Source organism: Pseudomonas fulva NBRC 16637 = DSM 17717, assembly GCF_000730565.1.
Classification (GTDB): domain Bacteria; phylum Pseudomonadota; class Gammaproteobacteria; order Pseudomonadales; family Pseudomonadaceae; genus Aquipseudomonas; species Aquipseudomonas fulva.
This window is the reverse complement of sequence record NZ_BBIQ01000035.1, coordinates 1-9,900: the sequence shown is the minus strand read 5'-3', so window position 1 is coordinate 9,900 and position 9,900 is coordinate 1. Positions and strand designations below refer to the sequence as shown.

Here is a 9,900-nt window from a genome sequence, read left to right as displayed (position 1 = left end):
GGTGGTCCAGGCGACCGAGGTATTCCAGCACGCCGTCGGCGCGGTAACGCACCAGGTCGCCCGTGCGGTACAAGCGCTCGCCATTACCCACAGGACTTGCCACGAAGCGCTCGGCGGTCAGCGCCGGGCGGCGGTGATACCCACGGGCCAGGCCCACGCCGCCTAGGTACAGCTCACCGGCCACCCCCGGCACGACCGGCTGCAGGGCCGCGTCCAGTACATAAGTGTGCAGGTTGGCAATGGGGCGCCCGATGGGCACGCTGTCGCTGCCCTCCTCCACGCAAGTCCAGTGGGTGACGTCGATGGCGGCTTCGGTCGGGCCGTACAAGTTGTACAGGCGGGCCTTGGGCAGGCGTGCGAACACCTGGCTCTGGGCATCGAGCGCCAGTGCCTCGCCGCTGCAGAGAATGCGCCGCAGGCTGTGGCACCCGTCCAGGTCCGGCGATTGCAGGAACACCTGCAGCATCGACGGCACGAAGTGCAACGTGCTGATGCCATGCTGCTCGATCAGGGCCACCAGTTGCGCCGGGTCGCGGTGCGCGCCGGGTTCGGCCACCACCAGTTGAGCGCCGGTCATCAACGGCCAGAAGAACTCCCACACCGACACGTCGAAGCTGAACGGCGTCTTCTGCAGCACCCGGTCGGCGGCGGTCAGTTCATAGGCCTGTTGCATCCAGTACAGGCGGTTGGCCAGGGCGACGTGGCGGTTGCCGGCACCCTTGGGCTTGCCAGTGGAGCCGGAGGTGTAGATCACGTAGGCCAGGTGCTCCGGCACCAGGTCGACCTGCGGGTTCGGTACGTCAACCGGGTCCGCCTGCGGGGCCAGCAGTTCGAGCGTCGCCAGCCCTTCGGGCACCGGCAGGCGCAAGCCTGGTGCATGCAGCAGCAAGGCCATGCGGCTGTCCTCGATCATGTAGGCCAGGCGTTCCTCGGGGTAGTCCGGGTCCAGCGGCAGGTAGGCGCCACCGGCCTTGAGGATGGCCAGCAGGCCGATGACCAGCTCCAGCGAACGCTCGGCGGCGATGCCTACCAGCACGTCCGGGCCAACGCCGCGATCGATCAACTGCCAGGCCAGGCCATTGGCGGCGTTGTTGAGTTGGCGATAGGTGAGTTGACGTGCGCCGAACACCACGGCGGTCGCCTCGGGGCTGCGCTGGGCCTGCTGCTCGATCAGGCGGTGGACGCAGTATTGCTCGGGGTAACGCTGAGCAGTCTGGTTCCAGGTGCGCAGGCCGTGCTGTTCACTGGCAGCGAGCATCGGTAGCTCGCCAATGGCCTGTGCAGGGCAGGCAACCATGCCGCGCAGCAGGGTCTGCCAGTGACCGGCCATACGCTCGAGGGTGGCGGCTTCGAACAGGTCGGCGGCGTACACCAGGGCCACGGAAATGCCCTGCGGCGTTTCCAAGGTTTCAAGGGACAACTCGAACTGCGCGCCGCCGCCATCGAGCAGCAGTTCGCGAGCCTGCAAACCTGGCAGGCTGGTGCCGGTCGCGGTGGCGCCGACAGTGCTGAGGTGGTTGTACATCACCTGGAACAGCGGGTTGTGATTCAGCGCACGCTGGGGGTTGAGCACTTCCACCAGGCGGTCGAAGGGCAGGTCTTGGTTGGCCTGGGCCGACAACGTCACCTCCTTGACCGTCTGCAGCCAATGGCCCGCCGATTGCTCAGGCTGCGGGCACAAGCGCATGACCAGGGTGTTGACGAAAAAGCCCACCACCGCCTCCAGCTCCTGGCTGTTGCGGTTGTTCACTGGCACCCCGATGCGCACGTCCGGCTGGCCGCTGTAGCGTTGCAACAGCAAGGCGAAGGTACCCAGGAACAGTTGGAACAAGGTGACGCCCTGGGCCTGGGCCAACTCGCGTACTTGACGCTCCAGGTCCTGCGGCAGGCGCAGGTCAAGGCGCCCGCCACGGTCGCTGAGCTGCGCCGTGCGCGGGTGATCGGTCGGCAGCGACAGCACCACCGGTTCACCACCCAGGCGTTCGACCCAATAGGCCTGCTGGCGCTGCATCTCGCCTTGGTCCAGCCACTGGCGCTGCCAGTGGGCGTAGTCGGCGTACTGCACCACCAGCGGTTGCAGAGCGGACGTATGGCCGGCACTGAAGGCGCTGTAGAGGTCGACGAATTCGTGCACCAACAGGCTCATGGACCAGCCGTCGGAGGTGATGTGGTGCAGCGTGAGCACCAGCACCCATTCATCAATCGCGCGCTCGATCACCTTGACCCGCATCAGGGGGCCTTGGTGCAGGTCGAACAGGCGCGTGATTTCGGCGCGCACCGCAAGCTCCAGCTGGGGTTGGCTGGCATCGGGCAAGGCCATCCATTGCAGGTCCACCGCCCCGGCCGGCTGCACCTGCTGGTAAAGCTGGCCATCCTCCTGGACGAACGTGGTGCGCAAGGCTTCGTGCCGTGCCAGCAAGGTGTCCATCGCCCGCTGCAAGGCCTGGCGATCAAGCTGGCCCTGCAGCCGCACGGCCAGCGGGGTGTGATAGGCGGTGCTCTGGGGCTGCAAGGTCCAGTACAGCCATTGGCGCTGCTGGGCGAACGACGCCGGCAGGCGCTCGCTGCGCGGCAGTGCCGCAATGGCCGCCTGTTCGCGGTAGCGCTCGCAGTGCTCCAGCGCCTGGGCCAGTTCACCCAGGTTGGCCGTGTCGAACATGGCCCGCAGCGGCAGGTCGAGCCCCAGTTGGCGGCGCACACGCGAGACGATCTGCACGGCCAGTAACGAGTGGCCGCCCAGGCTGAAGAAGTTGTCGCCAAGGCCGACTGCCGGCACTTTGAGCACCTGTTCCCAGATGCCCGCCAGGGCACGTTGGCGCTCAGTTACCGGCGGCACATGGGCATCGGCGGCACGCGCCTGGGTCGGCTGAGGCAGCGCGCGGGCGTCGAGCTTGCCGTTGGCGGTCAGGGGCATGACGGCCAGGGCCTGATAGGTGCTGGGCAGCATGTAGTCAGGCAGACGCGCTTGCAGCCACGCCTCCAGCTGCGCTTGCGCGTCAGTGTCCGCGTAGACCACATAGGCCACCAGTTGCGCATGGGCGGCTTCGCCCACCAGCAGCACGGCCGCGTCGCGCACCTGGGGCGCTGCACGCAGGGCCAGCAGCACTTCATCCAGGTCGATGCGGTAGCCGCGCAGCTTGACCTGGCGATCGACACGGCCAAGGAACGCCAGCTCGCCCGAGGGCAGGCGACGCACCCGGTCACCTGTGCGATACAGGCGCGCACCCGGTGCACCGAAGGGGTCAGGCACGAAGCGCTCGGCGGTCATGCCTGGACGGTTCTGGTACCCACGGGCAAGACCAGCGCCACCGATGTACAACTCACCGTGGCTGCCCGGCGCCTGCAGTTGCAGGCCGGCATCGAGCACCTGGGTGCGGGTGTTGGGCAATGGCCGGCCCAGCACGATGGGGCTGTCTGCCGCGCTGAGGTTCTGGGTCAGTACGCCGACGGTGGTTTCGGTCGGGCCGTAGTGGTTGATGATGTCGCAGCGGCCCAAGGCGCGCAGGCGTTCGATCAGTGCAGGCGAACAGGCCTCGCCACCGAGCACCAGGCAGCGAGCAGGCAGCACCTGTTGCGGTTGATCGGCGCCCAGCAGCGCCTCCAGGTGCGACGGCACGATTTTCAGCACGTCGATGCCATGGCCTTGCATGTAGGCGCCGAAGCGCTGCGGGTCGAGGGCCACGTCCTGCTCGATGATGTGCAGCGACCGCCCGGAGCACAATGCGCCGAACAGCACGGTATGCCCCAGGTCCGCAGCCAGGGTGGAGACCACCGCCATGTTGCTTGCGCCCTGCAGCGGCAAGGTCTGGAAAATGCCTTGCAGGTAGTTGCCCAGGGCGCCGTGGCTGACGGCCACACCCTTGGCGGTGCCGGTGGAACCGGAGGTGTAGATGACGTAGGCCAGCTCGCCAGCGTGGACGGGGCGCTGCGTGCCCTGCGCACTCATTTCAGGGCGGGCGGGGTCGAGCAGCAGGGTCGTCACCCCGGCGATGTGCGGCAGGCTGGCTTGCAACGCCTGCTGGGTCAGCAGCACACCGACCCGGCTGTCTTCGATCATGTAGGCCAGCCGCTGGGCAGGGAATGCCGGGTCCAGCGGTACATAAGCTGCCCCGGCCTTCCACACGGCCAGCAGGCCGATCACCATTTCCAACGAGCGCCCGGCGGCCAGGCCAACGCACACCTGAGCACCGACGCCCAGCTCGACCAGTTGCAGGGCCAGCGCGTTGGCGCGGGCGTCCAGCTCGGCGTAGCTCAGGCATTGGCCGGCGAATGTCAGCGCCAAGGCATCGGGAACGCGCTGCACCTGGGCCTCGAACATCGCCAGTGCCGACGGCGCTGCTGGTGCCTGCGGGCCCGTGGCCTGCTGCTGCAAAAGTGCCCTCTGGTGCGCATCGAGCAAAGGCAGTTGGTCCAGTGGCTGGTCGGCATCCTCGCTCATCGCTTGCAGCAGTTGCAGCCAGTGCCCGGCCATGCGGGCGATGGTGGCCGGTTCGAACAGCTCGCTGGCATAGGTCAACGAGGCATGCAGACGACCGCCGCGCTCGAAGGTGGTCAGGGTCAGGTCGAAGGGCGTGGGGCGGCTGCTCGCCTCCAGTGGGCGCAGCTCCAACCCCTCGCCCACCGTCATTACCTCGATATCGGCAACGTTGGGCAAGTGGTTGTACATCACTTGGAACAGCGGGTTATGGCTGAGGCTGCGGTCAAGGTCCAGGGCCTCGACCAGCTGTTCGAAGGGCAGGTCCTGGTGCGCCTGGGCACCGGCGGTGGTCTGTTTTACGGCGGCCAGCAGGCTGGCGACCGACTGATGCCCGTGCAGGCAGGTGCGCAGCACTTGGGTGTTGACGAACAAACCGATCAAGCCTTCGACCTCGGCCCGGTTGCGGTTGGCCACGGGCACGCCGATGCGCAGATCGGTCTGGCCGGTGTGGCGGTACAGCAGCACATTGAATGCCGCCAGCAGAACCATGAACAAGGTCACGTTGTGCTGGCGCGCCAAGGCCCGCAGTTGATCAGCCAGGGCCGGGTCGATGACCAGCTCGTGACGTTGGCCGCGCTGGCTGGCCACCGCCGGGCGTGGAAAATCGGTGGCCAGCTCCAGCAACGGCTGCTCATCGCCCAACTGCTCGCGCCAGTAGCCCAACTGCCGCGCCTGCTCACCGGCTTCCAGCCACTTGCGTTGCCACAGCGCATAGTCCATGTACTGGACAGGCAAGGCCGGTAGCGCTGGTTCAAGGCCTGCGGCAAAGGCCTGGTAAGCCTGGACGAACTCGTCGATGAGCACGTTCATCGACCAGCCGTCGGACACGATGTGGTGCAGGGTCAGCAGCAGCACGTGCTCCTGCGCCCCAAGCCGCAGCAAGGTGACGCGCATCAAGGGGCCGACGGCCAGATCGAAGGGTTGCTGCGCCTCGTGTTCGGCCAGCTCGCGCACACCGCGCGCTTGGGCATCGGCGTCCAGGTCAACCAGGCTGTGCTTGGCCACGTGCATCGGGTACTTGGCCGCTACCTGCCGAGCCTGGCCGTCTTCGCCTTCGGCGAATACCGTGCGCAGGCTCTGGTGGCGTGCTACCAGGCAAGCAAAGGCCTGCTCCAGCGCCGCCTCGTCCAGAGGCCCGCTCAAGCGCACGGCGCTGGGCAGGTTATAGGCACCGCTGCGCGGGTCCAGCTGCCAGAGAAACCACATGCGCTGCTGGGCATAGGACAGTGCATCACGGTCCGGGACCTGCACGTCGGCGGCGATGGGGAATTGGGAAAAGTCGATGCCTTCGGCGCGCAGGCCATCCAGAAACAGATGACGCTTGTCCACTGGCAGCTCTATGAAACGGCGGGCAAGCTTGAGGGACTTATCGGCATTCATCTGCGACCTTCCATACAGTTGGGTATCGAGCGTTGGCTCGGCTATCCCTACGGGACGTAGGACGACGCAAGAAAATTAGCCGCGCAGCTTAGGCGCTGGCGCCACGCATGCCGGTAAGGCGCCGGTTAAATCGGTGCGCGTATCGCTCGTTAACCCTGCACAACGAAAGATCGACAGGGGTTGACCGTGGACCTTCAGAGCATTCTCAGCAGGCTGTTCGCCAATGCCCATGGCGTGGGCATCGAGGGCGTCTACCAGTTCGTCTTCGCCCATGACCGGGCATTCTGGTCGGAGGTGCGCGAGCAGAGCCGCACCGGTGCGGGTCGCCACGCAGCGCCGGACGTCACCATCGAAGTGGCCGAGCGCGACTTTCTCGGGATCATGGGCGGCACGGCCAATGTCGAGGAACTGTTCGCCAGTGCGCGGCTGAAGATCACCGGCAACATGGGCCTGGCCACGCTGCTGCCGCAGATCATCAACAGCGCGCGGCAAGGCACGTCGGCCAGCAAGGTGGCCATGAACCAACGCTATCCCACGCCCGCGCGCATCAGCGAACGGATATCGGCAGCGCAGCCTGTGCTGCGTGAGGTGCCCCGCCTGCCACGGGCGCACCTGTCAGCCGAGCGTTTTGCCCGGGAGTTCCTGCCCCAGGGCATGCCGGTGGTGATGAGCGATGCCCTGCACGACTGGCCGCTGTTCAGCATGGGGCGTGAGGCATCCCTCGCGCACTTTGCCGAGCTGCAAGGCATCACCCGCCACGGCGATTACGTGAAAAAAACCTTCTCCACCGACCGCGACTTTCGCGCTACCTCCATGGCCGACTTCATTGCCTCGCTCGATACCCCGGCCAAACCGGGTGAAACCCCGGCCTACATGGGCAACAACATCGTCCCGGAAAAGCTCCTGGCGCTGATCCGCTTCCCCGACTATTTCGAACGCTCGCGCTACATCGCGCCACGCATCTGGATCGGGCCCAAAGGGACGCTCACACCCTTGCACCGGGACGACACCGACAACCTGTTCGCTCAAGTCTGGGGGCAGAAGTCGTTCATTCTTGCTGCCCCGCATCACCGTCCGGCGCTGGGCACTTGGTCGACCAGCCCCAAGGGTGGCCTGGACGGCTGCGACTTCAACCCCGATGCCGCCGACTACCAGCGTTTCCCGGCCGCCCGCGATGTGCCGTTCCTGCGCGTGGTGCTGCAAGCCGGCGACCTGCTGTTTTTGCCCGAGGGTTGGTTCCACCAGGTGGAGTCGGTGTCCACGTCGCTGTCGGTCAACTTCTGGGTGAACGCCGGTCGCGGTTGGTGATGTGCGTTTAATTTGCCTGGGCGTCAGCTCGTTTCTCAGCAAAGACGTCTGCACGAGAACGCCCCATGCCCAGCCCCGCCCGCATGACCCAAACCCTCCAGCAAGGCCTGCGCCGTCTGATTGGCGGCGCCACACGCCAGGCCCAGCCCTACCGCCTGTTCGACCTGGTGCTCAGCCGTCGCCTGACCCTTACCCCTTCGCTCACCCGGCTGGTGTTCACCGGCCCGGACGTGGCGCAGATGACGACCCTGGCCCCAGACCAGCGGGTGAAGCTGTTCTTCCCCGCGCCCGATGGCTCCGTTGCGCAACTGCCTGCCGACCAGCACTGGAAGGCCGCCCACAGCGCGCTCGCTGCCGAGCAGCGCCCACCCATGCGTACCTACACCCTGCGCGCACTGCGCCCAGAGGCCTTGGAGGTGGACGTGGATTTCGTCCTGCACGGCGTCAACGGCCCTGCCTCAGCCTGGGCTACCCAGGCGCAGCCGGGTGATCGCCTGCAGATGCTGGCACCTAATCTGGCCTATACGGGAGACCCTGGTGGGTACGAGTGGAAGCCGCCGCAAGGGGTACGTAACGTGCTGCTGGTCGGGGATGAAACGGCGCTGCCAGCGATTGCCGGCATCCTCGAAGCCTTGGCCGTGACGCAACCGGACCTGGCGGTGCAGGCGTTCATCGAGGTGCCATTGCAGGCCGATTGCCTGGATGTGCGGCGTGGCAGCGGCGTCGAGTTGCACTGGCTGCCACGCGATCTGCTGAACTGCGAGCACGGCCAGGCCATGCTGCATGCCGTGCATGAACTGGCCCGCCTGCCCCAGGGGCATGCCGTGCCCAGGGCCAGGCTGGAGGATATCGATATCGACAAGCGCATCCTGTGGGAGCAGGCCAGTACCGCCTGCAGCGCGTTCCACGCCTGGGTGGCGGGCGAGTCGGCCACGGTCATGGCCATCCGTCGTCATTTGATCAAGGAGCGCGGGTTACCGCGCCAATGGCTGACCCTGATGGGCTACTGGCGTGCAGGCAGAACTTTGGACTGAAGGGGTATAGCCGGGGGCACGCGGCCCCCGGCTGGGCTCAGACCGCCGCGGCCACGGCAGCAGCGAAACGCTGCGCGACCTCGTCGACCTGTTCGTCGCTGATGATCAAAGGCGGCAGGAAACGCACCACGGCCCCGTGGCGGCCACCGAGTTCCAGGATCAGGCCTCGCTTGAGGCACTCGCGCTGTACGCGCGGGGCCAGTTCGCGGTTGGCCGGCGGGTGCCCCTGGGCGTCCGCCGTGCCGTGCGGATCGACCAGTTCCACGCCCAGCATCAACCCCCGGCCACGGATATCCCCCAACTGCGGATAGTCCGCCTGCAGGCGTTGCAAGTGCCCGCGCAGGCGCTGCCCCATGGCCTCGGCATGGTCCGCCAGGCGGTGCTCGACCAGGTATTCGAGCACGGCAGACCCTGCGGCCATGGCCATCTGGTTGCCGCGGAAGGTGCCGGCATGGGCGCCCGGCTTCCAGGTGTCGAGCCAGTCGCGGTACACCACCACGGCCAGGGGCAGGCTGCCACCGATGGCTTTGGACAAGGTGACTACGTCTGGGACGATACCGGCGTGTTCGAAGGCGAACATACGCCCGGTACGGGCGAAGCCGCTCTGGATTTCATCGACGATCAGCGCGACGCCCGCCTGCTCGGTGATGCGCCTTACGCCCTTGAGCCACTCGATGTCGGCGGGTATCACGCCGCCTTCGCCCTGCACCACTTCCAGAATCACCGCTGCTGGCAGCGGCACCCCGCTTTCGGGGTCGAGCAGCAGGTTTTCCAGGTAGTGCAGGTTGGCCTTCACGCCCGCCTCGCCGCCCAGGCCGAATGGGCAGCGATAGTCGTAGGGGTACGGCATGAACTGCACACCGCTGCCCAGCAATGCGCCCAGGGGTTGCTTGGGACCCAGGCTCCCCATCAGGCTGAGTGCCCCTTGGCTCATGCCGTGGTAGGCGCCCTGGAAGGTCAGGACCGTGCTGCGTCCGGTGGCGCTGCGCACCAGCTTGAGCGCCGCTTCCACCGCATCGGTACCGGTCGGGCCACAGAACTGCACCTTGGCTTCACGGCGCAGTGCTTCGGGCAGTACGGCGAACAGGTCCTGGACGAAGCGGTCCTTGACCGGGGTGGTCAGGTCCAGGGTGTGCAGGGGGAGTTCATCGGCCAGCACGCGCTGGATGGCTTCGACCACCACGGGGTGGTTATGGCCCAGCGCCAGCGTACCGGCCCCGGCCAGGCAGTCGATGAACTGGCGGCCTTCGACGTCCTCGACATAGATGCCACGGGCTCGTTTGAGGGCCAGCGGGATACGGCGGGGGTAGCTACGGGCATTGGATTCCTGTTGCTGCTGGCGGTGCAGCAGCGGGGAGTCGGTGAATTCGTACAGGGGATGCGGGGTGGTGGCCGGTGGGATCTGAGCAAGGCTGGTAGCGGTGGACATGGTGAATCCTCGCAAGCAAGCGAATGGGCGGTAGTCGCTTGAGAGACGCTTGGCCGGGGGGAGGATTTAGGGGGGCTTGCTCTTGCTCTTGCTCTTGCTCTGGCTCTTGCTCTGGCTCTGGCTCTGGCTCTGGCTCTGGCTCTGGCTCTGGCTCTGGCTCTGGCTCTGGCTCTGGCTCTGGCTCTTGATCTTGATCTTGATCTTGATCTTGATCTTGATCTTGATCTTGATCTTGATCTTGATCTTGATCTTGATCTTGATCTTGATCTTGA

At 66.3% G+C, this 9,900-nt stretch carries 5 protein-coding genes; 2 read left to right on the top strand and 3 right to left on the bottom strand.

Annotated elements, in window-relative coordinates; all coding sequences use genetic code 11:
• Positions 1-5,857, bottom strand: a 5,857-nt coding sequence (locus tag PFU01S_RS21275) for a non-ribosomal peptide synthetase (protein ID WP_042139927.1), incomplete at its 3' end; no start/stop codon positions are given.
• A 186-nt stretch (positions 5,858-6,043) separates the two neighbouring features.
• On the opposite strand from PFU01S_RS21275, the gene PFU01S_RS21270 reads away from it, so the two are divergent.
• The gene (locus tag PFU01S_RS21270; RefSeq protein WP_027916318.1) at positions 6,044-7,165 is read left to right on the top strand and encodes a cupin-like domain-containing protein; all 1,122 of its coding nucleotides are present in this window, start codon (positions 6,044-6,046) and stop codon (positions 7,163-7,165) included.
• Positions 7,166-7,230: 65 nt separating this feature from the next.
• Positions 7,231-8,199, top strand: a complete 969-nt coding sequence (locus tag PFU01S_RS21265; protein WP_028687920.1) for a siderophore-interacting protein — start codon at positions 7,231-7,233, stop codon at positions 8,197-8,199.
• A 37-nt stretch (positions 8,200-8,236) separates the two neighbouring features.
• Here the strand turns inward: PFU01S_RS21265 and PFU01S_RS21260 are convergent, their stop codons facing one another.
• A complete protein-coding gene (locus PFU01S_RS21260; RefSeq protein ID WP_028687919.1) occupies positions 8,237-9,628 on the bottom strand; it encodes an aspartate aminotransferase family protein in 1,392 nt (463 codons plus the stop codon).
• A gap of 66 nt (positions 9,629-9,694) precedes the next feature.
• A partial coding sequence (locus tag PFU01S_RS22455; protein ID WP_042139925.1) for a hypothetical protein occupies positions 9,695-9,900 on the bottom strand: 206 nt, incomplete at its 5' end.